Raw genomic sequence first — 26,505 nt, forward strand, 5'->3', positions numbered from 1 at the left:
GACCCGCCGCCGGCGGCGGATGAGCCGGGACAAGGCGAAGCGCGGGGTCCTGTCCCTCCTGGCGCTGCTCTGCGTCGTGGTGGGCTGGGTCTACTGGAGCGAGAAGTCCGGCCTGTTGCCCTCCCTGGGTGAGGTGGCCGCCGCGACGCCCGACTTCTTCTCCGACCCCGACGTGTACGCAGGCGTGTGGGCCACCCTCCACCGGGTGGTCATCTCGGTGCTGATCGCGCTGGCCCTGGGGCTGCTGGCCGCGGTGCTGAGCAAGCGCGGGGGTCTGGCGGGCAAGGTCGTCGACGTCTACGTCTCGCTCGCGGTGGCGGTCCCCAGCACGGTGGCCGCGCTCATCGCACTGTTCATCTTCAAGCGGTCGGAGATCGGCGTCTACGTCGTCGTCACCCTGGTGATCTGGCCGTTCATGGTCATGACCTTGCGCGGCGGTCTGCAGATGATGGACCGCAAGCTCGACGACATGGCGTCGGTCTACCGGATGAGCAGGTCCCGCCGGCTCACCCGCGTCGTCGTTCCCCAGATCGTCCCGTACCTCTTCGCGGCGGCACGGAGCGAGAACGCTCACGCCTGGCGCGTCGTCGTCCTGGCCGAGGTCTTCGCCATCAACTCCGGAATGGGCGCCATGTTCACCCGTGCGTACGACCGGTTCCTTCTCGAGGAGGTGGTCCTCTGGATCATCACGTTCATGGTGATCCTCCTCGTCATCGAGTACGCCATTCTCCGCCCCCTCGAGGGCTACTTCATGCGTTGGAGGTTCAGCGATGTCCCCTGAAGACGTCTCCACGGCCGTGTCCCAGATCAGCGTCCGGGACGTCGAGATCACCTACCCGAACGGCGCGGTGGCGGTCGAGGACATCAGCCTCGACGTCCGGCACGGCGAGTTCCTCGCGATCCTCGGTCCGAGCGGTTGCGGGAAGTCCACCCTGCTCCAGGCCGTGGCCGGGCTGCTGACCCCCTCACGCGGGGAGATCTCCATCGGCGGCAAGCCGGTGACCGGCGCGAAGAACGCCCACCTGCCGAGCATCGGCTACGTCTTCCAGGAGCACCGGCTGCTTCCGTGGCGGACCGTCGAGCAGAACGTCGAGCTGGTGCTGTCCGCGGGCGGAGTGCCGAAGGCGGAGTGGGCGGAGCGCACCACGCGGTACCTGTCGATGCTGCAAATCGAGCACCTGCGGAAGCGCTGGCCGATGCAGCTCTCGGGTGGTCAACGGCAGCGCGCCTCGATCTCCCGTGCGCTCGCTCTCGAGCCCAGCGTCGTGCTGATGGACGAGCCGTTCGGAACGCTGGACGAGGTCACGGCACGTGCCATGCGCTCCGAGCTGCTCGACGTCTGGCAGCGCACCAACAGGACGTTCGTCTTCGTCACCCACTCGATTCGCGAGGCGTTGTTCCTCGCCGATCGGGTCGCCGTCTTCACCCGCGGGCCGGCCAGGCTGATCGAGACCATCGACATCGACCTGCCCCGTCCGCGGGACTACGACTCCCGTGAGCTGGCGGCGCTCGAGGGGCAGGTCGTGGCGCGGGTCCTCGACGTGTGGGGCGAGTGATGAGCTCTCCAGCTGTGGCGGACCTCGCCGGGCCGGCGATCCCGCCACGCACACCCGCGAAGTTCCGGGCCGGCCTGGTGCCGACCGTCGTCGCGCTGGCCCTCATCGCGGTGGTCTGGGAGGCCATCGCGAGGACGTCGGACGGCTGGGTCCCGGGGTTGGCAGCCATCGCCGAGTCGCTGGTCAGGATCCTGACGACCGGCTCGACCTACGGCGACCTCGTGCTGACCCTGCGCCGTCTCCTCATCGCGTTCGTCGCTGCGACGGTGGCCGGCCTGGCCATCGGGGCGATGATGGGGTTCTCCAAGTCGTTCGAGGCGTTCATGCGGCCGCTCGTCGTCATCGGCCTGGCCATCCCGGACCCGATGTACTTCATCTTGGCGCTGCTGCTCCTCGGCACCGCCGAGCACGTCGGGATGCTGGCTCTCATCCTCGCCGTCATCCCCTTCGTCGTGCATGGTGCGGACACCGGTGTCCGCAACCGGGACCGAGGGCTCGACGAGATGAGCCGTGTCTACCGGCTCCCACGGAGGACCTACTGGGTCGACGTGCTGGGCCGCCAGATCGCCCCCATCGCGGTGGCCTCGATGCGCACGTCGCTCGCGTTCTCGTGGAAGATCGTCGTCCTCATGGAGGCGCTCACCCAACCCCACGGGATCGGTGCACAGATCTACTACGCGTTCCGGTTGCTGCGGCCCGACGACATGATCGCCTACGCGCTCATCTTCGTGATGATCATGAAGATCATCGAGGTGGCGGTCTTCGCACCGCTGGACCGGAAGACCGGTGACTGGTCCCGGTGAACGTCGAACACCTGAACGTCGCATCGAGAGGTCGCGCATGAAGCTCCAGCACACGTTCGTCATCCCGGTCGCGAGGCGAGACGCATGGGCGACGCTTCTCGACATCGGCCGGGTCGCTCAGTGCTTCCCGGGCGCATCTCTCGAGTCGGTGGACGGTGACGAGTTCACCGGCAGCGTCAAGCTCAAGCTCGGACCCATCACGATGACGTACGCGGGACGCGCGACATTCGTCGAGAAGGACGAGGCCGGCTACACGCTGAAGGTGGACGCCAGCGGCCGGGACAAGCGGGGGGCCGGCACCGCCCGGGCCCTCGTCAGTGCGGCCCTCACCGAAGACGGCGCCCAGGGGACCACGGTCGCTCTCACGACGGATCTCGCCATCACCGGAAAGCCCGCGCAGTTCGGGCGCGGGGTGATCGAGGAGGTGAGCAGCAAGATCCTGGGCCAGTTCGCCGAGAACCTCGAGGCGAGTCTGTCCGGCCCAGCCGCCGGCGACACCGCGGCCGAGGTCGGTGGCGGCGAAGCCGCAGCACGACGGGGCGTGCACGGGGCCGCTCCTTCGGGCGCGGCCACCACGGTCAGCGCCACGGACGAGGCCTCGCTGAACATGCTGTCCCCGGCGATCCTCGTGCCCCTCGGGAAGCGGCTCCTTCCGCCCCTCGTCGGCGTCGCCGCGGGGCTACTCTTGATCCGTGCCATGACCCGGAGCCGACGGGCGGAAGCCCCGACCATCATCTTCATCGACCTCGGCGGTGACCGACCATGATCCGGTGTTCAATCGTCGTGAAGAGTTTCGAGAAGGGCGCCACATGCCTGCGCACGGAGTAGATCCCCGCGTCCCCGCCTACGCCTCCAAGACGGATGTCGTCTGCGCGCTCCTGCGGGAGATGATCATCGGCGGCGAGGTACGTCCCGGCGAACCGCTGCGGCAACGCGAGCTGGCCGAGCGGTTCGGTGTCAGCCAGACGCCGGTCCGCGAGGCGCTGCGCCGGCTGGAGTCCGAGGGGCTGGTCGTCAACGATCCTCACCGGGGTGCCACGGTCAACGAGTCCGAGCAGGGGGCTGTCGAGGACCAGGGTCAGGTGCGCGCCGTGCTCGAGGCGTTGGGCGCTCGGCTCGCGGCGCGCAACATGACGCCCGAGCTGGTGACCCAGCTCCGGGAGATGAATGCCGTGATGGAGCACATGGCCGAGGGTGATCCGGCGTACCCGGCGGCCAACCGTGCCTTTCACTTCAAGGTCTACGAGATCGCAGGCTCGCCACTGCTGCTGTCCCTCATGCGCCTCCTCTGGCAGTCGCTGCTCCTGGGGCCGATGGCGACTCGGCCGCACCGAGAGTCGTGGCGCCAGCACGAGCAGCTCGTCGACGCGCTCGCCCTTCGCGACGGGGATCTGGCGGCACAGTTGATGCGCGAGCACATCCTCGGTGTGTCCGCCGACTCAGCGGTGAAGCCGGTCTGAGCGCACGCGCGGACGAGGACGCTCCGGAGGGAAGCGCCGACGCGACGGGTCCGGCCGGCCAGGGGCAGCGGCGCCCAGCGTGGATCTCCATGGCCGCCCTCCTCCTGGTCGCGGCCGCCCTGCGTCCGTCGATCACGTCGGTCGGACCGGTCATCGACCAGGTCGGTGATGCCCTCGCCCTGAGCAACACGCTGCTCGGTCTCCTGGCGGCCCTGCCACTTCTCGCCTTCTCCGCGATGTCGGTCCTGGTGGCCTGGCCCACCCGGCGCTACGGCATCGACCGGGTCGTGGCGGCGTCACTCCTCCTGATGACGGTGGCGCTGATGATCCGCGTCCTGCCGGCGCCCGGCGGGATCTGGGTAGGCACCGTCCTGGTGGCCGTCGCTGTCGCGGTGGGCAACGTGCTGGTTCCCGCCGTCGTCAAACGGGACCACTCGGGGAGCCTCGCCGCGACCACGGGCTTGTACACGGTGGCACTGACCGCCTCCGCTGCCCTCGCCTCGGGGGTGTCCTACCCGCTCTCTCAGCTGCCGGGGGCCAGCTGGCGACTGTCGCTCGGGGTGTGGGTCCTGTTCCCGGTCGTGGCCGCCCTCGCCTGGCGCGCCCGGTCCAAGAACCTGTCGGGTTCCACGTCGCTCCCGAACCCCGGTGTCGTCGCGCCGCAGCCTGCTGGCGGGCCCATCTGGTCCTCGACGCTCGCGTGGGCAGTCACGGCGTTCATGGGGTTGCAGTCGCTGAACTTCTACGTCCTCGTCACCTGGTTGCCCACCATCGAGGTGGCGACGGGCACGGCTCCCTCCGTCGCCGGATGGCATCTCTTCCTCATGCAGATGCTGGGCATGATGGCGGGCTTCGCCACGTCCCGAGCGCTGGCGAGGACCACGGACCAGCGGCTCTTCGGCGTCCTGGTGACGGCACCGATCCTGGTCGCTCTGCCCGGGCTGGCACTGGTGCCCTCGATGGCGCTGCTCTGGGTGCTGGCCACCGGTGTCAGCACGGGCGCCTCCTTCGTCCTGGCACTGTCGATGCTCGGGCTGAGGTCCTCGTCCACCTCCGCCACCGTGCAGCTCTCGGGGATGGCGCAGTCGGTCGGTTACCTCCTCGCTGCCGCGGGGCCGGTGGTGAGCGGCTGGCTGCATGACCGGACCGGTGACTGGCGCTCCGCGCTGCTCTTGATGACCGGGCTCGCCGTGGCCCAGTGCGGAGCGGTTCTCGTTGCGGGCAGAGCCGGACACTGGGACGCGATCCGAGACGAGGACGGGGTGGACTGCGTGCGCTGATCCGAGCCCGCCGGGTAGGCGCCACTCGGCCGGGCCGTCCACCTCTCAGAGCCGCTCGCCGGCCTCCACCCGCGCGGTGATCGTGTTGCCGGGCGGGGCCAACGGGCAGCGCCAGCGGTCGTCGTAGCGGCAGGACGGGTGGTAGGCGAAGTTCAGGTCGAGCACGAGCGACCGGTCGTCCCCGCCGAGCCAGGCGCCCTTGGCCGTGTCGAGCAGGTAGCGCCCGCCGCCGTAGCTCCCGTCGCCGGCGGTCCCGTCACGCAGCGGCACGAAGATCCCGCCGCCGTACTGGTGCAGCCACCAGACGTCCAGGCTCTCTGACACCGGTGCGGGCAGCTCGACCCGGCCGATCCGGCGCATCGTCAGGGTGCCGTCGGCGCCGGTGTCGACGTCGCGGTCCTCGGCCTCCGCCCCCAGCAGGGGTACGGCGAACCGCAGCGCCGGGTCGTAGGGCCAGTACTCGACGACCTCGCGGGTCGGGCTGTCCGGGTGCGTCGCGAACAGCTCGGCGCGGCCCGCGCGCCAGAGGTGGTGCCCCTCGGCGGGGTCGGCCGCCGCGCGCACGGCGGCGTACAGGTCGGCGACGCGGGTGCGCCAGTCCACCAGGGTCAGCTCGGAGCTCGTCACCCGGACAGCGTGACAGCCTGCCGTTCGGCCCGTGGGTCAGCTGGCGCTGCGACGCTGGGTGCGCCGCGCGTCGCGGCGCCGGCGCAGCCGCCGGACCAGCCGCGGGGCGTGCGCCTCGGCGGCCGGGTTGTCGATGATCCGGTTCAGCAGCTGGTGGTAGCCGGCGGGCGTCAGGCCGAACTGCGCGCGGACCGCGGTCTCCTTGGCGCCCGCGTGCGAGACCCAGTCCTGCTCGAACGCGAGGATCTCGCGGTCGAGATCGGTCAGATCGTCTGCGTGCACGGGCAAATCCTCACACGAGGCCTCGCGAGCCGAGGAATCGGTCCACCTCGATCCGCACGGCGACCCGCTCGGGGTTCGGCCGCGGCTCGCGGTAGCGACCGGCGTACTGCTGCTCTGCCCGGCGGACCGAGTCGGCGTCCTCCCGCACCGTGCCGCGGCCCTCGAGCGTGGACCAGCGGCGGCCGTCGACCTGGCAGATCGCCACCGCGTCCGCGTGCGCGAGGTGGCGGGCCTTCTGCGAGGTCCGGCTCGTGATCACCCAGGCGCACCGCTGCTCGAGGTCCAGCACCGCGCCGACGGGGACGACGTGCGGCCGCCCGTCCGCGCGGAGCGTCGTCAGCGTGCAGAGGTGCCGCTCGGTCCAGAAGTCCAGCAGGGCCTGGGGGAACGCGTCCCAGCCCGGTCGCCACGAGGTCATGGCCCCGATGCTGTCACGCCGCTCGCCGGCGCCGGGACGTCATACGGACAGTGTGTCCCCTTCCACCGTCCGTATGACGTCCCGGCGAGCGGGGCGGCTCAGACCCAGCGGGAGAACCAGATCCGGTCCAGCCACTCCCGGTGCGTGAGCAGCTGGTTGGTCCAGATCGGCCAGAACCACGCGAAGTTGATGACCGCGAGCACGAAGAACGCGCCGGCCACGATCACGCCGAACGTGCGCCGCGGGGACGGGGCACGGGCGCTGCCGATCAGCTTGCCCATCGCGAGCGTGAGCGCGAGGACCACGAACGGCAGCGTGATGATCGCGTAGAAGAAGAAGATCGGGCGGTCGTCGTACTGCAGCCAGGGCAGCCAGGTCGACGCGGTGCCGACCACGGCGACGCCGAAGCGCCAGTCCCGGGCGCCCACCCACATGGCCACCGCGAACAGCAGCGCGAGGCAGCCGCCCCACCAGATGGTCGGGCTGCCGAGCAGCAGCACCTGCCGCAGGCAGTCGCTGCCCTCGGGCGCGTGGCAGCCCTGGGTCCCGGGCTTGATGCCGGTGTCCGCGGCGACGCCGACCGGGCGGTTCAGCAGCAGCCACCCGGACGGCTTCGACTGGTAGGTGTGGGAGCTGTCGTTGAGGAAGTGCGTGTGGAACGCGTACACGTCGTGGTGGTAGTACCAGAGCGACCGCAGCGACTGGGTCACCTCGCCGAGGCCGGAGGCGTCCGGCTCGGTGCGGGTCGGCCAGTCCTGGCCGCCGTTGTAGTGCGTGTACTGCGTCGCGGACAGGTGCTCCTCGTACTGGTGGGCGTGCAGGAGCCACCCGGTCCAGGTCGCGACGTAGACGACGAACGCGACCAGCACGAGGTGTACGAACGCCGGTACGCCGTCCGCCACCGCCGACTTGAGCACCGGCCACCGCACCCCGAACGACCTCCGGGCCCCGGCCGACCACAGCCAGCACATCAGCCCGAACGCCGCGAGCGGGTAGATCGCCTCCCACTTGGTACCGAGCGCGAGCCCCCAGCACACCCCGCCCAGGAGGAGCCACGGCCGGAACAGCACCCGCGGCCCCCACCCGGACCGCACCGGCGCGTCGAGACGCGCCGCCAGTCGGCTGCGGAACCAATCCCGGTCGGCGACGATGCAGTGCACGCCGCAGAGGATGAAGAAGGCGACGAAGATGTCGAGCAGCGCGAGGCGGGACAGCACGAACTGGAGGCCGTCGAAGCTCAGCAGCAGCCCGGCGACGACGCCGAGGGCGGTCGAGCCGGTGATGCGGCGCGCGAACCGGCACATCACCAGCACCATCAGCGAGCCGACCACCGCGGCGGCGATCCGCCAGCCGAACGGGTCCATGCCGAACGCCTTGATCCCGAGCGCGATCAGCCACTTCCCGACCTCCGGGTGGACGATCATCTCCGGGCCGTCCTTGTAGACGCCGGTCAGCGTCGTCCCGTTCAGGATCAGGTCGTTGGCCTTGTCGGTGGTGTCGCGCTCGAAGCCGAAGTTCAGCAGCGACCACGCGTCCTTGGCGTAGTACGTCTCGTCGAACTCGAACACGTGCGGCTGCCCCAGGTGCCACAGCCGCAGGAACAGCGCCAGCAGCGCGACGGCGACGCACGCCGTCCAGCCGACGAACGGGTCCTCGAGCCGGACCCGCGCACGAGCGCGCTCCCGGGCCGAGGGGACCGGGCGGCCGTCCGCCGTCCGCGACAGGCCCGCGCGCGGAGGCTCGGGCGGCGCGGCGGTCGTCACGATGGGAGACTCTACGGTCGTGGTTGATGAAACCGGCGTCCTCGTCCTGGCGGCGACCCCGATCGGCCGGGTCGCGGACGCGCCGCCCCGGCTGGCCGAGGAGCTCGCGGCCGCCGACGTGGTGGCCGCCGAGGACACCCGGCGCCTCAAGCGGCTCACGAGCGAGCTCGGCGTCACCGTCACCGGGCGGGTGGTGTCGTACTTCGAGGGCAACGAGTCGGCGCGCACGCCGGCACTGCTGGAGGCGCTGCTGAACGGCGAGCGCGTGCTGCTCGTGACCGACGCCGGGATGCCGAGCGTGTCGGACCCCGGCTACCGGCTGGTGGCCGCGGCGGTCGAGCACGACGTGACCGTGACCGCGGTGCCCGGGCCGTCGGCGGTGCTGACCGCGCTGGCGGTGAGCGGGCTGCCGGTGGACCGGTTCTGCTTCGAGGGCTTCCTGCCCCGCAAGGCGGGGGAGCGCGGCCGACGGCTGGGGGGCCTGGCCACCGAGGAGCGCACGATGGTGTTCTTCGAGGCGCCGCACCGGACCGAGGCCGCGCTGGCCGCGATGGCCGAGGCGTTCGGGACCGACCGGCCCGCGGCCGTGTGCCGGGAGCTGACCAAGACCCACGAGGAGGTACGCCGCGGGCCGCTCGGCGACCTGGTGGCGTGGGCTGCGGAGGGCGTGCGCGGCGAGGTGACGATCGTGGTGCAGGGCGCCGCCCCGACGGCGGAGGTCGCGAACGACCCGGAGAGCCTGACGGCCGCGGTCGCGGACCTCGAGGCCGACGGCAGCACGCGCAAGGAGGCGATCGCGGAGGTGGCCCGGCGGGCCGGCGTACCGAAGCGGGAGGTCTACAACCTCGTGCACGGGGCAGGAGAGCGGTCATGAGCGAACGCATCACGACCATCCGCAACGAGGGGCTGACCTTCGACGTCCTCGACGAGGGACCGGAGGGCGGGACGCCGGTCGTGCTGCTGCACGGGTTCCCCGAGCGCAGCAGCACCTGGCGCGACGTCGCGCCGATCCTGCACGAGGCCGGGCTGCGGACCTACGCGCTCGACCAGCGCGGCTATTCGCCGGGCGCGCGGCCGCGGCCGCGGTCGGCGTACCGGATGCACCACCTGGTCGGCGACGTCGGCGCGCTGATCCAGCAGGTCGGCGGGCCGGTGCACCTGGTCGGGCACGACTGGGGCGCCGCCGTCGGGTGGGCGGTGACGGGGCGGCTGCCGGACCTGGTGTCGTCGTACACGGCCGTCTCGGTGCCGCACCCGGCGGCGTTCGCCCGCGCGATGAAGAACCCGGTGCAGCGCCGGAAGTCGCGCTACATGGCGTTCTTCAACGTGCCGCTGGTGCCCGAGCTCACCGCGCGTCGGGCCGGCGGTCGCTTCGACACCAGCATGCGCAAGGCCGGGATGACCGGCGAGGAGGTCGCGCGGTTCCGCCGCGAGATCGTCGAGTACGGCGCGCTGCCGCACGCGCTGGGCTGGTACCGCGCCCTGCCGCTGACCAAGCCGGGCGCCACGGACTTCAGGGTCACCGTCCCGACCACGCTGGTGTGGAGCGACCGCGACATCGCGATCAGCCGGGTCGGCGTCGACGGCACCGCCGCGTGGGTCGACGCGCCGTACGAGCTGGTCGTGCTCGAGGGCGTGAGCCACTGGATCCCGACGCACGCCCCGCGCGCGTGCGCGGAGGCGGTCCTGGCGCGGGTGCACGGATGACGCGTCCGCCCGCGCCGGAACCGCTGCCGCACCCGGTCGTCGACAACCACTGCCACCTCGACGTCGTGCGCTCCGGCGACGACGACCCGGTGCCGGTCGAGGAGGCCCTGGCGGCCGCCGCCGCGGTCGGCGTACCGCGGATCGTGCAGATCGGCTGCGACCTGCCCGGCGCGCGGTGGGCCGTGGACGCGGCGCTGCGGTACGACGGGCTGGTGGCCGGGGTGGCGCTGCACCCCAACGAGGCGCCCCTGCTGGCCTCCCTGGACGAGGCGATGGCCGAGATCGAGAACCTGGCCGGCGCGCACGACCGGGTGCGCGCGGTGGGGGAGACCGGGCTCGACCACTTCCGGACGGGTCCGGAGGGGCGGGCCGTGCAGGTCGAGTCGTTCCGCCGGCACATCGACCTCGCCAAGCGGCTCGACAAGACGCTGGTGATCCACGACCGCGACGCCCACGACGAGGTGCTGCGGGTGCTCGACTCGGAGGGCGCACCGGAGCGCTGGGTGATGCACTGCTTCTCCGGCGACGCGGAGTTCGCCCGCCGCTGCCTGGACCGCGGTGCCTACCTGTCCTTCGCCGGCACCGTGACGTTCAAGAACGCCGACCCCCTGCGCGCGGCGCTGGCCGTGACGCCCCGGGACCGGGTGCTGGTCGAGACCGACGCGCCGTACCTGACCCCGATGCCGTACCGCGGCCGCACCAACGCGTCCTACCTCGTCCCGCTCACCATGCGCGCCATGGCCGACGTCCGTGGCGACGACCTCGGCGAGCTCTGCGCCGCCGTCGACGCCAACACCGCGGTCGCCTTCGGGGGTCGGTGGTAGGCGGGCGGCGGTTTCCCCGGTCGACCGGGGAAACCTGTACTTGTCGGCCGAAACTTCGGCCGACAAGTACAGGGATTGGCCGACAGGTCAGGCCGGGCGGGCCTCGGCCAGCACCGCGAGGTCTGGACCGGCGACCGGGGGACCAGCGCGATGCCGTTTCCGCTGGTCAGCGCGGTGAAGTCGGCGCGGAGGGACCCGGTCGCGCGCAGACTTTACCGACGAGATCCTCCTCACGCCGCGGGGAAATATGGCAGGTTCGGTTTGCCATCGAGCAGAAAGGCTGGTGCCCTGGAAGGACTTGACGGCCGGGATCGGGTCTGATTCCGCCAGTGCTGGTGGCCTCTCGAGGTCCCACAGAACACAACCCCCGAACGCATCGCCCCGCCCCTCGCGGCCGCGCGCGTCCGGCGCGCTGGCACCCGAGGACCGGGAAGTACGACGTTCGGAGAATCGTGCAGGACAGCAAGCCGAGTCGGCCCCAGACGTGGCTGAGCCGCATCGCCCGCAGCCGACCCCTCATGATCGCCCTCGCCGGGGTGGTCGTCCTGGCGGTCGCCGGGTCCACCTGGGGCTACAGCGCCCTCAGCAAGACCGTCACCCTCAGCCTGGACGGGAAGTCCGAGCAGGTGACCGCCTTCGGGGGCACCGTCGGCGATGTCCTCGCGTCCGAGGGAGTCGACGTCGGCAGCCGCGACGTGGTCGCGCCGAGCCTCGACGAGAAGGTCGAGGACGGCAGCAAGATCACCGTCCAGTTCGCCAAGCAGCTGACGCTGAAGGTCGACGGCTCCGAGAAGACCTACTGGGTCCACGCGACGACCGTCTCCCGCGCGCTCGCGGAGATCGGCCGCGGCTACCGCGACGCCGACCTGTCCGTGAGCCGCAGCGGCAGCATCGACCGCGCGGGCATGACCCTCCAGGTCGTGACGCCCAAGACCCTGCACGTGAAGCTCGGCGCCCACAAGATGGTGAAGCGGACCGTCACGGCCCTCACCGTCGAGGACGCCCTGGGCGAGCTGGGCGTGAAGCTCGGCAAGCACGACGAGACCAAGCCGGCGCCCGAGCACCTCCTGCAGGACGGCGACAAGCTGGTCTTCACCGACGTCCGGATCGTCAAGAAGCACGTCGACGGCGAGGTCATGGACTTCTCGACGGTCGAGCAGGAGGACGCCTCGATGTACGAGGGCCAGACCTCGGTGGTCCGCGACGGCCGCACCGGCCTGCGCGACGTGACCTACCGGATCGTCTTCCGCAACGGCGAGGTCTCGGTCCGCAAGGTGCTGCACCAGAAGGTGCTGCGCCAGCCGGTCTCCGAGCTGGTCAAGGTCGGCACCAAGCAGCAGGTGACGGCGAACTTCGCCGGCGGCAGCACCGTCTGGGACCGGCTCGCGCAGTGCGAGTCCGGCGGCAACTGGGCCACCAACACCGGCAACGGCTACTACGGCGGCCTCCAGTTCAGCCTCGGCACCTGGCAGGCGTACGGCGGCTCCGGCCTGCCGAGCAACGCCAGCCGGGAGACCCAGATCGCCATCGCGACCAAGGTCCGCGACGCGTCCGGCGGCTACGGCGCCTGGCCGGCCTGCGCCGCCTCGCTCGGCCTGCCCCGCTGAGCTCAGCGCGGCGCCGGCGGCGCGAGGCGCCGGGTGTACGTCGGCACCGGGCCGGTGTTGTGCGGGTTGTCCGCGATCGCGTCCCACTCGCGGAACAGGTGCGCCTGGAGGGCGGCCCGCACCCACGCCGGGTCGCCGACGCACTCCCGCGCCAGTCGGATGCGGACCGTGTCGGCGTCGTAGTCGACGTGGTGCCGCAACCCGGGGCAGCTGAGCAGGTCCTCGGCGCGGTTCAGCAGCCGGTCCCGCCCGCCCGGGTGGGTCCGGTCGGTCGTGACCAGCGCCCGCCGGAACGGCTGGTCGGAAGCCACCCGTAGGGAGAACTCCTGCCAGTGCCCCGGACGCAGGTCGACGAAGTGGAAGGTGGCGGTGACCGCCCCCGTCCCGTGCCGGACCGTGGCGCCCGTGACGTCGACCCAGGGTCGGCTGTGGGGGAACGGGTCCCAGTCGTCCTCGCCGGGACCGATGACCCAGAGGTCGTCGGTCGGGTCGGTGAGGGTCACCGAGGACGGCGACGGGGTCGGTCGGGAGGTGGCCGGGCGGGCCGGAGCCAGCCCGGTCGTGGCGAGTACGGCGGCCGCGACGGCCGCGACGGCCGCGACGACGGCGATGACCCGAGTCCTCATGGGGTCCACGCTGCGCGGGGGCCGGGCCGTCGCACAGGGCCGCAGGTCCCGGCCGCTGCGGGACCCCTGACTACGCTGGCGCCCATGTCCGACACGTCCGCGGGACCCCGCCTGCTCGGGCCGGCGGACGTGCGTGCCCTGGCCGCGCGGCTCGACCTGCGCCCGACCAAGCAGCGCGGGCAGAACTTCGTGATCGACGCCAACACCGTGCGCCGCATCGTCCGCGAGTCGGGCGTCGGCCCGGACGACGTGGTGGTCGAGGTCGGGCCGGGCCTCGGCTCGCTCACGCTCGCGCTGCTCGAGGTGGCCGGCCGGGTGGTCGCGATCGAGGTCGACGAGAAGCTCGCCGGGCTGCTGCCCGAGACCATCGCCGAGCACGCGCCCGCCCAGGCGGACCGCTTCGAGGTGGTGCTCGCCGACGCGATGCGCATCGACGCCGTACCCGGCCCGCCGCCGACCGCCCTGGTCGCCAACCTGCCCTACAACGTCTCGGTGCCGGTGCTGCTGCACCTGTTCGCGCTGCTGCCGTCGCTGGAGCGCGGCCTGGTGATGGTGCAGTCCGAGGTCGCGGACCGGCTGGCGGCCGCACCCGGCTCCAAGGTGTACGGCGTCCCGTCGGTCAAGGCCGCCTGGTTCGCCGACGTACGCCGCGCCGGCGCGATCGGCCGCAACGTGTTCTGGCCGGCGCCCAACGTCGACTCCGGCCTGGTCGCCTGGACCCGCCGCGAGCCGCCGGCCACGACCGCCACGCGGGAGCAGGTGTTCGCGGTCGTCGACGCGGCGTTCGCCCAGCGCCGCAAGGCGCTCCGGGGCGTGCTCCGTTCGCTCGCGCCGAGCGAGGCCGTCGACGCCGCGCTCGCGGCGGCCGGCATCGACCCGCTCGCGCGGGGCGAGTCGCTCACCGTCGACGACTTCGTGCGGATCGCGGAAGGACTCCCGTGGAGCTGACGGTCCGCGCGCCCGCCAAGATCAACCTGCACCTCGGGGTCGGCGCCCCCCGCGAGGACGGGTACCACCCGCTGGTCACGGTCTACCAGGCCGTCGGCCTGTACGACGACGTCACCGCCCGCCAGGCGTCCGACTGGGCGCTCGGCGTCAGCGTGCCGGACTGGATGGACGCGGCGGCCGTCCCGACGTCCGGCGACAACATCGTGGACCGCGTCGCCGACCTGCTGGCGGCGCACCACGGCATCGAGCGCACCGGCGAGGTGCACATCGCGAAGGCGATCCCGGTCGCGGGCGGCATGGCCGGCGGCTCGGCGGACGCCGCGGCCGCGCTGGTCGCGCTGGACCGCCTCTGGGCGGTGCGGACGCCGGACGACGACCTGCTCGCGCTCGCGGCGCAGCTCGGCAGCGACGTGCCGTTCGCGCTGCTCGGCGGCACCGCGCTGGGTACCGGCCGCGGCGAGCTCGTCGAGCCGGTCGACGACCGGGGCACCTGGTGGTGGGTGGTCGTCCCCGCGGACGTCGGCCTGTCCACGCCCGAGGTCTACCGGCACTTCGACCGGATGTTCCCGGACGCGCCGTCGGAGCCGGTGCCGGCGGACGCCCTGCTCCAGGCGATCGCCGAGGGCGACGCCTGGGCGCTCGCCGACGCGCTGCACAACGACCTCGAGGCCGCGGCCATCGACCTGCGGCCGGAGCTCGGTGCGCTGATCGAGGCGGGCGAGGAGGCCGGCGCCCTGCGCGGCCTGGTCTCCGGCTCCGGCCCGACCTGCGTCTTCCTCTGCGGCTCCGCCGACCACGCCCGGTCGCTGGCGGGCGACCTCGCGAGCACCGGCCACCCCGTCGTCCTCGCCGCCAACGGACCCGTCGCCGGCGCCCACCTGGTGTCGTATGCCTAGCGCCGCCGCCAACCTGCTCAACCTCGAGCGGGTGTCGAAGTCGTACGGGATCCGCCCCCTCCTCACCGACGTGTCGCTCGGCGTCGGCGCCGGCGAGCGGATCGGCATCGTCGGCCGCAACGGCGACGGCAAGACCACGCTGCTGGAGGTGATGACCGGGCTCGAGGAGCCGGACAGCGGCCGGGTCTCGATGCAGCGCGGGCTGCCGATCGGCTACCTCCACCAGGGCGACGAGCTCGAGGACACCCACACCGTCCGCGAGGCGGTGCTCGGCGGCCGGTCCGACCACGAGTGGGCGGCCGACCCCCGGATGCGCGAGATCGTCGACGTGCTGCTCGCCGGGGTCTCGCTCGACCGCGCGGTCATCGGGCTCTCCGGCGGCGAGCGCCGCCGCTGCTCGCTAGCGGCGCTGCTGCTCGGCGACCACGACCTGATCGTGCTCGACGAGCCCACCAACCACCTCGACGTGGAGGCGGTCGCCTGGCTCGCCCAGCACCTCGCCAACCGCTCGTCCGCGCTCGTCGTGGTGACCCACGACCGCTGGTTCCTCGACGCGGTGTGCCAGTGGACGTGGGAGGTGCACGACGGGGTGGTGGACGCCTACGAGGGCGGGTACGCCGCGTTCGTGCTCGCCAAGGCCGAGCGCCAGCGCCAGGCCGCGGCGTCCGAGATCCGCCGGCAGAACCTGGTGCGCAAGGAGCTGGCCTGGCTGCGTCGCGGGCCGCCGGCGCGGACCTCGAAGCCCAAGTTCCGCATCGACGCGGCCAACCAGCTCATCGAGGACGTGCCGCCGCCGCGGGACCGGATGGAGCTGCAGCGGTTCGCGGCCCAGCGGCTCGGCAAGGACGTGATCGACGTCGAGGACGTCGACCTGTTCCGCGGCGACCGCCAGCTGCTCTCGCACGCCACCTGGCGGCTCGGACCCGGCGACCGGGTCGGCATCGTCGGCGTCAACGGCGCCGGCAAGACCTCGGTGCTCTCGATGCTCGCCGGCGCGCTCGCGCCCGCGGTCGGCAAGGTCAAGCTCGGGCGGACCGTGTCGCTCCAGCACCTGACCCAGCAGCTCGACGACCTCGACCCCGAGGGGCGGGTGCTGCCGACGGTCGAGTCGATCCGGCGGATCACCCGCACCGCGGACGGCGAGATCAGCGCGACCGCGATGCTGGAGCGGTTCGGGTTCACCGGCGACCGGCTGACCGCGCGGATCGGCGACCTGTCCGGCGGCGAGCGGCGGCGGTTCCAGCTGCTGCGCATCCTGCTGACCGAGCCGAACGTGCTGCTGCTCGACGAGCCCACCAACGACCTCGACATCGAGACGCTCAACGTCGTCGAGGACTTCCTCGACGGCTGGCCGGGCACGCTCGTCGTGGTCTCGCACGACCGGTACTTCCTCGAGCGGGTCACCGACTCGGTCTGGGCGCTGCTCGGCGACGGGCAGATCTCGATGCTGCCGCGCGGCGTGGACGAGTACCTCGAGCGGCGCGCCGCGGCGCTCCACCTCGAGACCGTCACTGCCGCGCAGCCCGAGCCGGAGCCCGCGCCCGCCGTACCCGACCGGGCGAAGGCGGGCAGCGCCGAGGAGCGCGCCGCCCGCAAGACGATGTCGCGGGTCGACCGCCGGCTCGAGCGGATCGCCGAGCGGGAGGCGGCCCTGAACGCCGAGATCGCCGAGCACGCCCAGGACTACGTCCGGCTCGCCGAGCTCTCCGCCCAGCTCGACGAGCTGGCCACCGAGAAGGAGGAGCTCGAGCTGGAGTGGCTCGAGGCCGCCGAGGTGCTGGAGTAGCAGCTTCGCTAGTCCGCGAACGGCGCCAGCAGCGTGCGCAGCAGCGCGGCCAGCCGCGCCCGGTCCTTGTCGGGCAGGCCGGACAGGAACGTCTGCTCGGCCTCGAGCAGCTTCTCGAACGCCCGGTCCACGGTGGTGCGGCCCTCGGGCGTGAGCCGCACGAGAACGCCGCGGCGGTCGCGCGGGTCCGGCAGCCGCTCGACCAGGCCGCGCGCGGCGAGCCGGTCCACGCGGTTGGTCATCGTGCCGCTGGTCACCAGCGTCTCGCGCAGCAGCCGGCCGGGGGACAGCTCGTACGGCGTACCGGCCCGGCGCAACGCGGCCAGGACGTCGAACTCCCAGGACTCCACCTGGGCGGCGGTGAACGCGTCGCGGCGGGCCAGGTCCAGGTGCCGGGAGAGCCGGCCGATCCGGCTGAACACCTCCACCGGGGCCAGGTCGAGGTCCGGGCGCTCGCGCGCCCACGCCTCGACCAGCTCGTCGACCTCGTCCCGCATACCGGCAGCGTAGCGGATCCGTCGAGAATCTTGACATCAAGATAAGTGCGGCGCACGATGGCGGCATGGCGCACACCTGGGACCCCGCCCGCTACCTCGCCTTCGCCGACGAGCGCGGCCGCCCGTTCGTGGATCTCCTCGCCCGCGTCGGCGCGACGGCCCCGCAGACCGTGGTCGACCTCGGCTGCGGCCCCGGCAACCTCACCTCGCTGCTCGCGGACCGCTGGCCGGACGCCACGGTCGTCGGCGTCGACTCCAGCCCCGAGATGATCGCGGCGGCGCGGGATCCACGGATCCGCTTCGAGGTCGGCGACCTCCGCTCCTGGGAGGGGCGCGCGGACGTGCTGGTCTCGAACGCCACGCTCCAGTGGGTGCCCGGTCACCTCGAGCTGCTGCCGCGCCTGGTGTCGTGGGTCGTGCCCGGCGGCTGGCTCGCCTTCCAGGTGCCCGGCAACTTCGGCGAGCCCAGCCACACGATCCGCGCCGAGCTCGCCGCCGAGGAGCCGTACGCCGCGCACACCGCCGGCGTCGCCGTCCCCGCCAGCCACGACCCGGCCGGCTACCTCGACGCGCTCGCCGGCCTCGGCTGCCGGGTCGACGCGTGGGAGACGACGTACCTGCACGTGCTGACCGGACCCGACCCGGTCTTCACCTGGGTCTCCGGCACCGGCGCCCGGCCGACGCTCCAGGCGCTGCCCGACGACCTGCGTCCGGCGTTCGAGGTGGAGTTCAGGCGGCGGCTCGCGGCGGCGTACCCCGAGCACCCGTACGGCGTGGTGCTGCCGTTCCGGCGGATCTTCGTGGTGGCGGAGGTGGCGGCATGAGGCTCCACCACGTGCAGGTCGCCTGCCCGCGCGGCGGCGAGGACGGCGCGCGGCGGTTCTGGGCCGACGGCCTCGGCATGACCGAGGTCGCCAAGCCGGCCGCGCTCGGCGGCCGCGGCGGCTGCTGGTTCCGCGCCGGGGCCGCCGAGGTCCACGTCGGCGTCGAGGAGCCGTTCGCCCCGGCCCGCAAGGCGCACCCGGCGCTGGTCGTCGAGGACCTCGGCGCCGTCGGCGCGCGCCTGGAGGCGCTGGGCTTCGAGGTCGACTGGACCGAGCGGCACACGTTCCCGGGCTTCGAGCGCTGCCACGTCCTCGACGCGCACGGCAACCGGGTCGAGCTGCTGGCCTGAGGGCGGGCCTGACTCACCGGCCGGTGAGCGCCTTCCGGCCCAGCACGACCGCGCCGGCGCCGAAGAACCCGAGGAGCGCCCAGCCGAGCGGCCCGCCGCCGTTGAGCGCGAGGGCGAGCCCGCCGAGCGCGGGGAGCAGCAGCATGATCGCGACCGCCAGCATCGACGTGTTCACCCGGCCGTTGCCCATGCGCGCACGCTATCCCGCCCGCGGCGGGCGCGAGCCGACAGGTCACCGACTCGTGCGGTGAAGTTACCGACCGGTAATATGCCCGGCATGAGCCAGGTACTGACCCTCTGGACCAAGGCCCGCGGGCTGCCGCTGGGCGACCGGGTGTTCTCGCTGCTGTTCGCACAGAAGGCGCCGTACTTCGCCTCGATCCGGCCGCGGTTCACGGTGATCGAGCCGAACCGCGCCGAGCTGCTGATCCGCGACCGGCGCCGCGTGCACAACCACCTCGGGACCGTGCACGCGATCGCGCTGTGCAACGGCCTCGAGGCGGCGATGGGGGCGCTGGCCGAGGCGACGATCCCGGCCGACAAGCGCTGGATCCCCAAGGGCATGGAGGTCGCCTACACCGCGAAGGCCGCCGGCGACGTCACCTGCATCGCCGAGACCGACCCGGAGCAGTGGGCCGGCGAGGGCGACCTCCCGGTCCGCGTCCGCGGCGAGCTCGCGGACGGCACCCGGGTGGTCGAGGGCGTCATCCGGCTCTGGGTCACCCCGCGGCAGCGGTGAGGAAGATCGGGTTCGTCAGCGCGACCATCGCGGTGCCCCGGCGGATCTCGGCCCGCACGAACGCCGTACCGCCGGGCACCGTCGCGTCCAGCGTGATCGTTCCGCCGACGGCCGGCGCGCTGCCGAGCACGGTCCCGGTGCCCGGGCCGAGGAGGGTGGCGACGCAACCGTCCACGCCCGCCGCCTCCAGGTGGACGGCGACGTCCTGCCCGGGGTCGCTCGGCACGTGGTCGCCGCACTCGGCGCTGACGTCGTCGAGGGTCGCGGTGAAGACCAGGTCGACCGCCGACGACTCCGCGATCCAGGAGTGGCCGAGCCGGTAGCCGGTCACGAGCGCGTCGACGGACAGGCTCTCCGCGCGGACGACCGTCTGGGCCAGGCCGATCGTCTGGCCGTGGTGGTGGCTGTCGGAGTTGCCGACCGCCGGCTTGAACGTGCCGGCCGTCAGCAGCTCGTGCCACCGGGTGACCGTGCGGTCGTCGTCCGCGCCCCAGGGGCCGTTCCACACCTCGACCGCGTCGACCTCGGCGAAGTCGGTGCCGAAGCCCCACCCGATGCCGGTGCCGACCTGGAACGGGTGGGCCGCGATCGCCACGCCCCCGGCGTCGCGGACCTGCTGCGTGTACGTCGCCAGGCGGTCGTCCTCGGGCCGGTACCGCCAGTCGATCCACGTCCCGGCCGGCAGCCCGGTCGCGAGCCAGTGGCCGGTGCGCGTGGTGACCTCCTCGCCGGGGATCACCAGGAAGTCGTCGCCGACGTACCGGCCCCAGGTGAGCTGGGCGGAGTCGGTGTTGTGCTCGGAGCTGCCGATGAAGTCCAGGCCCGCGGCCTTCGCGTCGGCGAGCACCTCGGCCTGGGTCTGCGAGCCGTCGGAGTGGACGGTGTGGACGTGCAGGTCGCCGCGGTACCAGCCCTGCCCGGTGCCGGCCACCGCCGTCGGCGCCGGCTTCGGGCGGAACGGCGTCGCGGGCGCGCCGTGGTGCAGCGTCACCGTGACCTCGTACGGCGTACCGGACTCGGTGATCTGGTACGGGCCCAGGGCGACCCGCCAGCGGCCCGGCTGGATCGGCCCGGCGAGGTAGCCGGGCGTCGCCGAGTGGCTGCCGAGGCTGAACTCCCGGCGCGCGCCGCCGGACCAGCCGCGGAACCCGGTGGGTCCGAAGATGCCGATGTCGATGACGTCGAGCGTGGTCGGACCGACCGGGGTCGGCTCATAGGTGTAGCTGACGCTGACCCGGCGGACGCCGGCGGGCACACGGAATGGCAGGTAGTACCAGTCGGCCGGCTGGTCGCCGCCGCGGAACCGGCCCCGGAACCGCTTCGTGGTCGTGGTGCCGGCGACCGCCGGCTCGAACGTGAGCGCGGCCGCGGTCGAGACGGCGCCGGCGCCGGCCAGCAGCAGCGCCCGGCGGTCGAGGTGCAGGTCGCTCACCGCGCCGCGCCGTTCGTGCGCTGCGCGAGCCGGCCGTGGTTGCTCTGGCTGCTCATCACCGACCGGTTGCTCTGGTGGCTCATCACCGACCACCTGCTCTGGGAGGAGAGCAGCGAGCCGAACGACAGCCACGACCCGACCGAGAACGCCGACAGCGCCGAGCCGATGCTCCCGAGCGAGGCGAACGAGCCGATGCTGCCGATCGACAGGACCGACCTGTCGGAGCAGACGGACAGGATCGAGTCGCGGGAACGCCAGGAGAGCACGGCGGCAGCCTAGGCGGGTGCAACCCGCTCGGTCCGGTGTTCACCGAGACGTGCGCGATGTTCACCGCCGCGACCCGTGCTCGTGGCACGCGCCCCCGAGGCTCCGGACGTGAACCTCTCCCTCCTCGCCAAGACCAGCATCCTCGGGCTCGTGGTCGGCGCCGGCCTCGCGGCCGGCGCCGGCGGCAGCGCCGACGCCCACGGCTCCCACGGCGGCCACGGCGCGCCCGTCGTCGGTGTACCCGCGGCCAACGCGCGCTCCGGGATCGCGGACAACGTGCTGACCCCGTCGGCGACCGAGACCTCGGTCGCCTGGGGCAGCCTGCCGCTGGTGAACCCCGACACCGCCAACGGCGTCACCCACTACGGCTACAACACCGCGACCCCCGGCCCGCTGACCCAGGCGGCCGACGAGGCCCGCAAGACCGAGCCGGACAAGAACGTCTACCTCGTGTTCAACGGCCACCACTACCTCTACCAGGGCCACGAGGGCGGCCCGCGCGGCTACGTGACCCGCATCGACCTCGACCAGACCGACCCGGCGAAGCGGGTCAGCCTGGTCTCCGACGTCGCCGCGGACGGCAGCGCCTTCCCGACGATCGACGGCCTCACCTGGGACCCCTTCACCCACCAGCTGCTGCTGACGGCCGAGTCGAAGGCGCCCGCCGGCGGCGTCCTCGGGGTCGCGCTCGACGCGAACGGCGACCCGGTGGACGGCAAGGCCATCCGCCTCGACGCGCTGGGCTCCGGCGGGTACGAGGGCGTCCAGAACGACAAGGACGGCAACGTCTGGCTCGTCGAGGACATCGGCGGCGCGGCCGCGAGCGGCGGCAAGGTGCCCAACAGCTACGTCTACCGGTTCCGCCCGACCGACCGGACCGACCTGACGAAGGGCGGCACGCTGGAGGCGCTGCAGGTCGTCCGCAAGGACGGCACGCCCGCCACGGCTGACCAGCTGCAGGCGAACCCGTCCGACCCGTTCATCGCCGACCTGCACACCTACGGCACGACCTTCAGGACCCGGTGGGTGACCGTGCACAGCGGCGCCCCTGCCGCGTTCGACGCGACCGCGGCCGCCAAGGCGGCCGGGGCCACCCCGCTCAAGCGGCCCGAGAACGGCGTCTTCCGCCCGGGCTCGGACTTCCGCGAGTTCTACTTCACCGAGACCGGGGACACCTCGACGACCAGCACCCTGCCCGGCGCCTTCGGCGGCGTGTTCCGGCTCAGCCAGTCCGGCCCCAGCGCCGCCACCGGCACGATCACGATCGCGGCGGTGGGCGACGTCGCGCACACCGGCCTCGACAACATCTCGTTCCTGACCCGCGACGACCTCCTGATCGTCGAGGACGCGGGCGACGGCCTGCACGAGCAGCGCGACGCGCTCGACTCCGGCTTCCTCTACGACCTCGGTGCGGCGAAGGGCAGGGGCGCCCCGAAGGCGCCGACGGCGGTGCGGTGGCTCGCCGAGGGCCGCGACGCGTCCGCGACCTTCGACGCGACGGGCGGCCCGTCGTACAACGACGGCGACAACGAGATCACCGGCATCCACGTCTCCGACGGCGACCCCACGGCCGCCGGCCTGCTGGGCGCGAAGCTGCCGAACCCGGCGGGCTCCGCCTGGCGGACCTTCTGGACCCAGCAGCACGGCGACAACACCACCTGGGAGGTGCGCTGGCGGCTCGGCCGCTGACCTCTCCGCGGCCGCGGCCCTCGCGTTTTCGGGGCCGCGGCCGCACCGCCGTACCCTTGACGACTGTCATGAGCACTGCACGCACGTACGAGGTCCGCACCTACGGGTGCCAGATGAACGTCCACGACTCCGAGCGGCTCTCCGGGTTGCTGGAGGACGCGGGCTACCTGGCGGTGCCCGAGGGCGAGCAGGCCGACGTGGTCGTGTTCAACACCTGCGCGGTGCGCGAGAACGCCGACAACAAGCTGTACGGCAACCTCGGCCACCTCGCGCCGATCAAGGCCGCGACGCCGGGCATGCAGATCGCCGTGGGCGGCTGCCTGGCGCAGAAGGACCGCTCCACGATCACGCAGAAGGCGCCGTGGGTCGACGTCGTGTTCGGCACCCACAACATCGGGTCGCTGCCGGCGCTGCTCGAGCGCGCGCGGGTGCAGGAGGAGGCGCAGGTCGAGATCCTCGAGTCGCTCGAGGTGTTCCCGTCGACGCTGCCGACCCGCCGCGAGTCGGCGTACGCCGCCTGGGTGTCGGTGTCGGTCGGGTGCAACAACACCTGCACGTTCTGCATCGTCCCGTCGCTCCGGGGCAAGGAGAAGGACCGCCGGCCGGGCGAGATCCTCGCCGAGATCGAGGCGCTGGTCGCCGAGGGCGTCTCCGAGATCACGCTGCTGGGGCAGAACGTGAACTCGTACGGCGTGGAGTTCGGCGACCGCCAGGCGTTCTCGAAGCTGCTGCGGTCGTGCGGCTCGATCCCCGGCCTCGAGCGCGTCCGGTTCACCTCGCCGCACCCGGCGGAGTTCACCGACGACGTCATCGAGGCGATGGCCGAGACGCCGAACGTGATGCCGCAGCTGCACATGCCGCTGCAGTCCGGCTCGGACAAGGTGCTGCGCGAGATGCGCCGCTCGTACCGGCAGAAGAAGTACCTCGGCATCATCGAGCGGGTCCGCGCGGCGATGCCCGACGCGGCGATCACCACCGACATCATCGTGGGCTTCCCCGGCGAGACCGAGGAGGACTTCGCCGAGACGCTGCACGTCGTGCGCGAGGCCCGGTTCTCGGGTGCGTTCACGTTCCAGTACTCCAAGCGGCCCGGCACGCCGGCCGCCGTGCTCGAGGACCAGGTCCCGCCGGAGGTCGTCAAGGACCGCTACGAGCGGCTGGCCGCCCTGGTCAACGAGATCGCCTGGGAGGAGAACAAGCGGCTCGTCGGCCGCCGGGTCGAGCTGATGGTCGCCGAGGGCGAGGGCCGCAAGGACGCCGCCACCCACCGCCTCTCCGGCCGCGGCCCGGACAACCGGCTGGTGCACTTCGCCCCGCCGGCGGACGTGTCGGTGCGGCCGGGGGACATGGTCACCGTCGAGATCACCTACGCCGCCCCGCACCACCTGGTCGCGGACACCTTCGTCTCCGCGCGCCGTACCCGCTCCGGCGACGCCTGGGAGGCGCGCACCTCGGCCCCCACCCCGGCCGGCGTCACGCTCGGCATGCCGACGGTCGGCGTACCCGCCCCGCTCCCGGACGCCCCCGCCTGCCGCTAGGCGGGCCGGGCAGGTCGGGTCGTGTGCCTGAGACCGCGCTATGGCGCGGTCTCAGGCACACGACCCGGAAGTGCGGACGGCGCTCAGACCTCGTCGTCGGCGCGCGGGTCCTTGGAGGAGTAGCCCGCCTTGGGCGGGAGGCCGTCGGGGTTGTCCTCGGGGTTGCCGGGCGACTGCTCGGGCGGGGCGTCGTCGGGCGAGACCTCGTGCGGGGCGACGTCGCGCAGGCCGTCGGTGGCCTCCTGGCCGGGGCCGGCGTGGCCGACCCGCTCGCTGCTGACGCCCATGCCGCCGGCCGCGCGGGCGGGGCCGCTGGAGCCGGGGGTGGAGGCCTGGATCTCCTCGTCGGAGTCGTCGCGGCCGGTCATGCCGGGGACTCCTTCTCGGGCTCGTCGTCCCGGCCGTCGTCGCTGCGCGTCGCCGCGGTGGAGGTGTCCTCCCCCTCCTTCATCGAGTCCTTGAGGGGGTCGGGCACCTCGTCGACGGCGGGGTTCTCGTCGGGGGAGAGGTCGGGCACGGTGTGGACGCCGTTCTCCGGCAGCGCGTCCACGCCGCCGGGGTTGGGCTCGCCGGGCTCGATCTCCGGCTCGGGCTGGGGGCCGAGGTCAGCCATGGTCACTCCTGGAAGCCGAACGTCGAGTACGCCGTCGCCGTACCCGATCGCAGCCCGTCCAACACGGCCAGCTCGTGCGGCACCACCGGGTCGGGGAGCGCGTCGAGCGGGAACCACGCCAGGTCGGCCGCCTTCGCGGGCTCGACGATGCGCGGTTCGCCGGACCAGGACCGCGCGGTGAAGAAGAAGTCGATCCGCTCGTCGATCGGCTCGCCGCCGCGGGTGCGCTGCATCGCGGTGACGAAGGACAGGTCGAGGTCGGTCACGCCGATCTCCTCGAGCGCCTCCCGGCGGGCGGCGTCGTACGCCGTCTCGCCCTTCTCGACGTGCCCGGCGGCGGCCGCCGCCCAGTGGTCGTCCATGTAGCCGGTGTGCTGCCGCAGCTGGAGTAGCACCTCCGGGCCGGAGGCGCCGTCGCGCAGCAGGAAGACGTACGCCGCCGGCACCACGACGAAGCGACCGTGGGTCACTCCGCGGCACCGCTGTCGTCCGACGGCTCGTCGAGCGACGTCTCGGCGTTCTCCTCCTGGGCCTCCCGCGGCGGGCCCTGCGGGTCGCGGTCGTCGTGGTGGGTCCCGGGAGGCGTCGGCGTCTCGCTCATGTTTGCCACACTAGCGACGTGCCGCCAGCCCCCGACCGCCCCATCGTGGCCGTCGTCGGGGCCACCGCCTCCGGCAAGACCGGGCTCTCGCTCGACCTCGCCGAGCGGCTCGGCGGCGAGATCGTGAACACCGACGCGATGCAGGTCTACCGCGGCATGGACATCGGTACGGCGAAGCTGCCGGTCGCCGAGCGCCGCGGCATCCCGCACCACCTGCTCGACACCCTCACCGTCCGCGACCCGGCGACGGTCGCGGAGTTCCAGGCATGGGCGCGCGCGGAGATCGCCGAGATCCGCGGCCGCGGCCGGACGCCGGTGCTGGTGGGCGGGTCGGCGCTCTACACCCGGGCGATCCTGGACCGGTTCGAGTTCCCCGGCACCGACGACGCCGTCCGGCAGCATCTCGAGGACGAGCTCGCCCGGGTCGGCCCCGCCGTCCTCCACGAGCGCCTGCGCGCGGTCGACCCCGAGGCCGCCGACCGGATCCTGGTCGAGAACGGCCGGCGCATCGTGCGCGCGCTCGAGGTCGTCGAGATCACCGGCCGGCCGTTCACCGCCTCGCTCCCGACGATGGAGTACGCCGACCCGGCGACCGTGCAGATCGGCGTGGACATCGACCGGCCCACGCTCGACGAGCGGATCGCGCGGCGGGTGGACGCGATGTTCGAGGCGGGCTTCGTCGACGAGGTCGCCCGGCTGCTCGACGAGGGCCTGGCCGAGGGGCGCACGGCGGGCCGCGCGATCGGCTACCGCGAGGTGGCGGCGTACCTCGCGGGCGAGATCACGCTCGACGAGGCGCGCGAGCGCACCGTCAACGCCACCCGCCGGTTCTCGCGCCGCCAGGACTCGTGGTTCCGCAAGGACCCCCGGGTGGTCTGGATCCGGTACGACGACCCGGACCTGGTCGAGAAGACGCTGTCGGCGGTCCGGGCCACACTCACCTCATGACGAAGACCGTCTACTACACCGCCAGCTCCCTCGACGGCTTCATCGCCGATCCGGACAACTCGCTGTCGTGGTTGCTCAGCCGCGACATCGACGAGGACGGACCGATGAGCTACGCGTCCTTCCGCCCGACGCTCGGCGCGGCCGCGCTCGGCGCCACGACGTACCAGTGGGTCCTCGACAACGACCCGAACGGCTGGGAGTACACCTTCCCGTCCTGGGTGTTCACGCACCGGGACTTCGCGCCGCAGGAGGGCGTCACCTTCACCACCGACGACGTGCGCGACGTGCACGCGGCGATGACCGCGGCCGCCGGCGGCAAGGACCTGTGGCTGATCGGCGGCGGCGACCTCGTCGGCCAGTTCGCGGACGCCGGGCTCCTCGACGAGGTGTGGGTGCAGTACGCGCCGGTGACGCTCGGCGGCGG

Annotated in this window: 33 protein-coding genes; 20 read left to right on the plus strand and 13 right to left on the minus strand. The window is 72.8% G+C overall.

Going from position 1 to position 26,505, the window contains the following annotated elements; translation table 11 throughout:
• The 6 genes from ABD086_RS09200 to ABD086_RS09225 form a co-directional block, all read left to right on the plus strand.
• Window positions 1–781: ABC transporter permease (locus tag ABD086_RS09200; RefSeq protein ID WP_343907196.1), on the plus strand; the 781-nt coding region annotated here is incomplete at its 5' end.
• A complete protein-coding gene (locus tag ABD086_RS09205) occupies window positions 771–1,556 on the plus strand; it encodes an ABC transporter ATP-binding protein (RefSeq protein WP_343907197.1) in 786 nt (261 codons plus the stop codon). The genes ABD086_RS09200 and ABD086_RS09205, both read left to right, overlap by 11 nt.
• Window positions 1,556–2,359 (plus strand): ABC transporter permease, encoded by an 804-nt coding sequence (locus ABD086_RS09210; protein ID WP_343907198.1) that lies wholly within the window; start codon window positions 1,556–1,558, stop codon window positions 2,357–2,359. The genes ABD086_RS09205 and ABD086_RS09210 overlap by 1 nt, the downstream gene beginning before the upstream one ends.
• A gap of 37 nt (window positions 2,360–2,396) precedes the next feature.
• Window positions 2,397–3,125, plus strand: a complete 729-nt coding sequence (locus tag ABD086_RS09215; RefSeq protein ID WP_343907199.1) for an SRPBCC family protein — start codon at window positions 2,397–2,399, stop codon at window positions 3,123–3,125.
• Window positions 3,112–3,819 (plus strand): GntR family transcriptional regulator, encoded by a 708-nt coding sequence (locus ABD086_RS09220; protein ID WP_343907200.1) that lies wholly within the window; start codon window positions 3,112–3,114, stop codon window positions 3,817–3,819. The genes ABD086_RS09215 and ABD086_RS09220 overlap by 14 nt, the downstream gene beginning before the upstream one ends.
• A gap of 89 nt (window positions 3,820–3,908) precedes the next feature.
• The gene (locus ABD086_RS09225; RefSeq protein ID WP_343907201.1) at window positions 3,909–5,099 is read left to right on the plus strand and encodes an MFS transporter; all 1,191 of its coding nucleotides are present in this window, start codon (window positions 3,909–3,911) and stop codon (window positions 5,097–5,099) included.
• 45 nt (window positions 5,100–5,144) lie between these two features.
• Here the strand turns inward: ABD086_RS09225 and ABD086_RS09230 are convergent, their stop codons facing one another.
• The 4 genes from ABD086_RS09230 to ABD086_RS09245 all read right to left on the minus strand — a co-directional run bounded on the left by ABD086_RS09230 (window position 5,145) and on the right by ABD086_RS09245 (window position 8,189).
• Window positions 5,145–5,726 (minus strand): DUF1684 domain-containing protein, encoded by a 582-nt coding sequence (locus ABD086_RS09230; protein WP_343907202.1) that lies wholly within the window; start codon window positions 5,724–5,726, stop codon window positions 5,145–5,147.
• Window positions 5,727–5,762: 36 nt separating this feature from the next.
• Window positions 5,763–6,008, minus strand: coding sequence for a DUF3263 domain-containing protein (locus ABD086_RS09235; protein ID WP_343907203.1), 246 nt, complete (start codon window positions 6,006–6,008; stop codon window positions 5,763–5,765).
• 10 nt (window positions 6,009–6,018) lie between these two features.
• Window positions 6,019–6,426: a pyridoxamine 5'-phosphate oxidase family protein gene (locus ABD086_RS09240; RefSeq protein WP_343907204.1), complete on the minus strand. Its 408-nt coding sequence runs from the start codon at window positions 6,424–6,426 to the stop codon at window positions 6,019–6,021.
• A 98-nt stretch (window positions 6,427–6,524) separates the two neighbouring features.
• Window positions 6,525–8,189 carry a dolichyl-phosphate-mannose--protein mannosyltransferase gene (locus tag ABD086_RS09245; protein ID WP_343907205.1) on the minus strand — a complete coding sequence of 555 codons (1,665 nt, stop codon included), beginning with the start codon at window positions 8,187–8,189 and terminating at the stop codon, window positions 6,525–6,527.
• A 1-nt stretch (window position 8,190) separates the two neighbouring features.
• Between ABD086_RS09245 and rsmI the strand changes: the two genes are divergently transcribed.
• The 4 genes from rsmI to ABD086_RS09265 all read left to right on the plus strand — a co-directional run bounded on the left by rsmI (window position 8,191) and on the right by ABD086_RS09265 (window position 12,327).
• Window positions 8,191–9,063 (plus strand): 16S rRNA (cytidine(1402)-2'-O)-methyltransferase, encoded by an 873-nt coding sequence (gene rsmI, locus ABD086_RS09250; RefSeq protein WP_343907206.1) that lies wholly within the window; start codon window positions 8,191–8,193, stop codon window positions 9,061–9,063.
• Window positions 9,060–9,896 carry an alpha/beta fold hydrolase gene (locus ABD086_RS09255; protein ID WP_343907207.1) on the plus strand — a complete coding sequence of 279 codons (837 nt, stop codon included), beginning with the start codon at window positions 9,060–9,062 and terminating at the stop codon, window positions 9,894–9,896. The genes rsmI and ABD086_RS09255 overlap by 4 nt, the downstream gene beginning before the upstream one ends.
• Complete coding sequence (locus ABD086_RS09260; protein WP_343907208.1) at window positions 9,893–10,720, plus strand: TatD family hydrolase; 828 nt, start codon at window positions 9,893–9,895, stop codon at window positions 10,718–10,720. The genes ABD086_RS09255 and ABD086_RS09260 overlap by 4 nt, the downstream gene beginning before the upstream one ends.
• Window positions 10,721–11,238: 518 nt before the next feature.
• On the plus strand, window positions 11,239–12,327 hold the full coding sequence (locus ABD086_RS09265; RefSeq protein WP_343907209.1) for a resuscitation-promoting factor: 1,089 nt from the start codon (window positions 11,239–11,241) through the stop codon (window positions 12,325–12,327).
• A 2-nt stretch (window positions 12,328–12,329) separates the two neighbouring features.
• On the opposite strand, the gene ABD086_RS09270 is transcribed toward ABD086_RS09265, so the two are convergent.
• A complete protein-coding gene (locus ABD086_RS09270; RefSeq protein ID WP_343907210.1) occupies window positions 12,330–12,953 on the minus strand; it encodes a hypothetical protein in 624 nt (207 codons plus the stop codon).
• A gap of 84 nt (window positions 12,954–13,037) precedes the next feature.
• Between ABD086_RS09270 and rsmA the strand changes: the two genes are divergently transcribed.
• From rsmA to ABD086_RS09285, 3 genes are read left to right on the plus strand one after another with little or no spacing between them, the layout of a single operon-like run.
• Window positions 13,038–13,901, plus strand: a complete 864-nt coding sequence (gene rsmA / locus ABD086_RS09275; protein WP_343907211.1) for a 16S rRNA (adenine(1518)-N(6)/adenine(1519)-N(6))-dimethyltransferase RsmA — start codon at window positions 13,038–13,040, stop codon at window positions 13,899–13,901.
• Entirely contained in the window at window positions 13,892–14,797 is a 906-nt protein-coding gene (locus tag ABD086_RS09280) for a 4-(cytidine 5'-diphospho)-2-C-methyl-D-erythritol kinase (RefSeq protein WP_343907212.1), read from the plus strand. The genes rsmA and ABD086_RS09280 overlap by 10 nt, the downstream gene beginning before the upstream one ends.
• Window positions 14,790–16,583: an ABC-F family ATP-binding cassette domain-containing protein gene (locus ABD086_RS09285; protein WP_343907213.1), complete on the plus strand. Its 1,794-nt coding sequence runs from the start codon at window positions 14,790–14,792 to the stop codon at window positions 16,581–16,583. Before ABD086_RS09280 ends, ABD086_RS09285 begins: the two co-directional genes overlap by 8 nt.
• Before the next feature lie 8 nt (window positions 16,584–16,591).
• On the opposite strand, the gene ABD086_RS09290 is transcribed toward ABD086_RS09285, so the two are convergent.
• Window positions 16,592–17,080, minus strand: a complete 489-nt coding sequence (locus ABD086_RS09290; RefSeq protein WP_343907214.1) for a MarR family winged helix-turn-helix transcriptional regulator — start codon at window positions 17,078–17,080, stop codon at window positions 16,592–16,594.
• A gap of 65 nt (window positions 17,081–17,145) precedes the next feature.
• Between ABD086_RS09290 and ABD086_RS09295 the strand changes: the two genes are divergently transcribed.
• Window positions 17,146–17,904: a trans-aconitate 2-methyltransferase gene (locus ABD086_RS09295; RefSeq protein ID WP_343907215.1), complete on the plus strand. Its 759-nt coding sequence runs from the start codon at window positions 17,146–17,148 to the stop codon at window positions 17,902–17,904.
• Complete coding sequence (locus tag ABD086_RS09300) at window positions 17,901–18,254, plus strand: VOC family protein (protein WP_343907216.1); 354 nt, start codon at window positions 17,901–17,903, stop codon at window positions 18,252–18,254. The genes ABD086_RS09295 and ABD086_RS09300 overlap by 4 nt, the downstream gene beginning before the upstream one ends.
• Window positions 18,255–18,267: 13 nt before the next feature.
• Here ABD086_RS09300 and ABD086_RS09305 read toward each other — a convergent pair whose 3' ends face one another.
• On the minus strand, window positions 18,268–18,444 hold the full coding sequence (locus ABD086_RS09305; protein ID WP_343907217.1) for a hypothetical protein: 177 nt from the start codon (window positions 18,442–18,444) through the stop codon (window positions 18,268–18,270).
• Between the two features lie 87 nt (window positions 18,445–18,531).
• On the opposite strand from ABD086_RS09305, the gene ABD086_RS09310 reads away from it, so the two are divergent.
• Window positions 18,532–18,993 carry a hotdog fold domain-containing protein gene (locus ABD086_RS09310; RefSeq protein WP_343907218.1) on the plus strand — a complete coding sequence of 154 codons (462 nt, stop codon included), beginning with the start codon at window positions 18,532–18,534 and terminating at the stop codon, window positions 18,991–18,993.
• Here ABD086_RS09310 and ABD086_RS09315 read toward each other — a convergent pair.
• Window positions 18,974–20,425 carry a CehA/McbA family metallohydrolase gene (locus ABD086_RS09315; protein ID WP_343907219.1) on the minus strand — a complete coding sequence of 484 codons (1,452 nt, stop codon included), beginning with the start codon at window positions 20,423–20,425 and terminating at the stop codon, window positions 18,974–18,976. The genes ABD086_RS09310 and ABD086_RS09315 overlap by 20 nt on opposite strands.
• Entirely contained in the window at window positions 20,422–20,691 is a 270-nt protein-coding gene (locus ABD086_RS09320) for a hypothetical protein (RefSeq protein ID WP_343907220.1), read from the minus strand. The genes ABD086_RS09315 and ABD086_RS09320 overlap by 4 nt, the downstream gene beginning before the upstream one ends.
• A gap of 109 nt (window positions 20,692–20,800) precedes the next feature.
• On the opposite strand from ABD086_RS09320, the gene ABD086_RS09325 reads away from it, so the two are divergent.
• Together ABD086_RS09325 and miaB are read left to right on the plus strand one after the other, a co-directional pair.
• The gene (locus ABD086_RS09325) at window positions 20,801–22,381 is read left to right on the plus strand and encodes an alkaline phosphatase PhoX (RefSeq protein WP_343907221.1); all 1,581 of its coding nucleotides are present in this window, start codon (window positions 20,801–20,803) and stop codon (window positions 22,379–22,381) included.
• A gap of 68 nt (window positions 22,382–22,449) precedes the next feature.
• Window positions 22,450–23,919 (plus strand): tRNA (N6-isopentenyl adenosine(37)-C2)-methylthiotransferase MiaB, encoded by a 1,470-nt coding sequence (miaB, locus tag ABD086_RS09330; RefSeq protein ID WP_343907222.1) that lies wholly within the window; start codon window positions 22,450–22,452, stop codon window positions 23,917–23,919.
• Between the two features lie 83 nt (window positions 23,920–24,002).
• Here miaB and ABD086_RS09335 read toward each other — a convergent pair whose 3' ends face one another.
• The 4 genes from ABD086_RS09335 to ABD086_RS09350 are packed head-to-tail and all read right to left on the minus strand — an operon-like array spanning window position 24,003 to window position 25,133.
• Window positions 24,003–24,287 carry a hypothetical protein gene (locus ABD086_RS09335; protein ID WP_343907223.1) on the minus strand — a complete coding sequence of 95 codons (285 nt, stop codon included), beginning with the start codon at window positions 24,285–24,287 and terminating at the stop codon, window positions 24,003–24,005.
• On the minus strand, window positions 24,284–24,532 hold the full coding sequence (locus tag ABD086_RS09340; protein ID WP_343907224.1) for a hypothetical protein: 249 nt from the start codon (window positions 24,530–24,532) through the stop codon (window positions 24,284–24,286). Before ABD086_RS09340 ends, ABD086_RS09335 begins: the two co-directional genes overlap by 4 nt.
• A gap of 2 nt (window positions 24,533–24,534) precedes the next feature.
• On the minus strand, window positions 24,535–25,002 hold the full coding sequence (locus tag ABD086_RS09345) for an NUDIX hydrolase (protein WP_343907225.1): 468 nt from the start codon (window positions 25,000–25,002) through the stop codon (window positions 24,535–24,537).
• Complete coding sequence (locus ABD086_RS09350) at window positions 24,999–25,133, minus strand: hypothetical protein (RefSeq protein WP_343907226.1); 135 nt, start codon at window positions 25,131–25,133, stop codon at window positions 24,999–25,001. The genes ABD086_RS09345 and ABD086_RS09350 overlap by 4 nt, the downstream gene beginning before the upstream one ends.
• Window positions 25,134–25,151: 18 nt before the next feature.
• Here ABD086_RS09350 and miaA point away from each other — a divergent pair, with 18 nt between their 5' ends.
• Both miaA and ABD086_RS09360 read left to right on the plus strand, forming a co-directional pair.
• On the plus strand, window positions 25,152–26,081 hold the full coding sequence (miaA, locus tag ABD086_RS09355; protein WP_343907227.1) for a tRNA (adenosine(37)-N6)-dimethylallyltransferase MiaA: 930 nt from the start codon (window positions 25,152–25,154) through the stop codon (window positions 26,079–26,081).
• Window positions 26,078–26,505: dihydrofolate reductase family protein (locus ABD086_RS09360; protein ID WP_343907228.1), on the plus strand; the 428-nt coding region annotated here is incomplete at its 3' end. The genes miaA and ABD086_RS09360, both read left to right, overlap by 4 nt.

It is taken from the genome of Nocardioides aquiterrae (assembly GCF_039526625.1).
Classification (GTDB): domain Bacteria; phylum Actinomycetota; class Actinomycetes; order Propionibacteriales; family Nocardioidaceae; genus Nocardioides; species Nocardioides aquiterrae.